General features: G+C 68.0%; 1 protein-coding gene. It reads left to right on the top strand.

All coding sequences use genetic code 11. The annotated features are described in order from the left end of the window. The first annotated feature begins 56 nt into the window (after positions 1-56). Positions 57-1,292, top strand: a complete 1,236-nt coding sequence (locus ACFC8N_RS48905; RefSeq protein ID WP_376296110.1) for an IS701 family transposase — start codon at positions 57-59, stop codon at positions 1,290-1,292. Positions 1,293-1,417: the final 125 nt, after the last annotated feature.

The raw sequence follows: 1,417 nt of genomic DNA, 5'->3' as shown, positions 1-1,417 counted from the left end.
CTAGTAGTGCTTCGTTACGTCGAGTGATCTCGGCTGGTGGTGGGCAGCTTCCCGGTATGAGGTTGGGGGAAGTGGAACGGCTCCGGGGTGAGTTATCGGAGTTCGTTGGCGATGTGTTCGCTTCGGTGCCGCGGCGGGATCAGCGGCGGTGGGGCGAGTGTTACCTGCGGGGTCTGATGCTGGACGGCCGGCGCAAGTCGATCCAGCCGATGGCCGAGCGGCTGCCGGACGGCAACATGCAGGCTCTGCAGCAGTTCGTGAACCAGTCGCCGTGGGATCCGCTGCCGGTGCGACGGCGGATCGCCCAGCGGCTGTGCGAGACGATCACGCCTGAGGTGTGGGTGATCGACGACGTGTCGTTTCCCAAGTGCGGAACCGCCTCGGTCGGGGTGGCCCGCCAGTACTGCGGAGCGTTGGGCAAGCGGGCGAACTGCCAGGTCGCAGTCAGCGTTCATGCCGCCACGGACACGGCATCGTGTCCGCTGGACTGGCAGTTGTATCTGCCCCGGGAGTGGACGGACGAGCCGGACCGCTGCCGCAAAGCAGGAGTCCCGCAGGGCACGGAGCACCGGGAGAAGTGGCGCCTGGCACTTGGCCTGCTCGACGTGCTCGCCGAGTGGGGGCTGAAGGCCCCGGTCGTGGTCGCGGATGCCGGCTACGGCGTCAGTACCCCCTTCCGTCTCGCACTGGACGCACGGGGCCTGGCTTATGTGCTGGCGCTGACCGGGAAGGAAGTCGCTCACCCCGAACACGCCGAGCCGCACCGGCCCGACTACGGCGGTCTGGGACCGCCGACCCTGCCGCGCTATCGGACCCCGCCACGGGCCCTGTCCCAGCACGCAGCCCAGGTCACCGCGGACATGCTCGCCGAGGTGACCTGGCGGCAAGGCAGCAAAGGGCGGATGACCTCACGGTTCGCCGTGCTCACCGTGCGTCCGGCGGGCAAGCAGTCCCTGGCCGCCGCCCAGGAGGCAGGCGGTGGGCATTACCGGTGGGACGGTGTCCTGCCCGCCTACACGATGCTCGTGGAATGGCCTGCCGGGCAGGACGCTCCGACCGGCTACTGGATCTCGAACCTTCCCGCCACCACACCCATCGTGGAACTCGTGCGGTGGGCGAAGATGCGCTGGCGGATCGAACACGACTACCGCGAACTCAAACACGGCCTGGGCCTGGACCACTTCGAAGGCCGCACCTGGCACGGATGGCACCACCACGTCACCCTCGTCACCGCCGCCCAGGCCTTCCTCACCCTGCGGCGGCTCGACCCAAAAGCACACACGCCGGCCTGACCCTCTACCAGGTCCTCGACGCCCTTCAAGACCTGTTGAGGTGCTGGACCGGCACCTGCACCACCTGCGGCCGCCCCCTCACCACAAGCAGAACCACAGCCAGAACCTAACGAAGCACTACTAGG

Origin of the sequence: Streptomyces sp. NPDC055966, from assembly GCF_042269865.1 — a bacterium.
In the GTDB taxonomy this organism is placed as follows: Bacteria; Actinomycetota; Actinomycetes; order Streptomycetales; family Streptomycetaceae; genus Streptomyces.
This window is presented reverse-complemented; position numbering and strand designations above follow the sequence as displayed.

Bases quoted from the DNA above. Each gene is read 5' to 3' on its own strand.
- ACFC8N_RS48905 (WP_376296110.1), top strand. From the start codon at position 57: ATGAGGTTGGGGGAAGTGGAACGGCTCCGGGGTGAGTTATCGGAGTTC.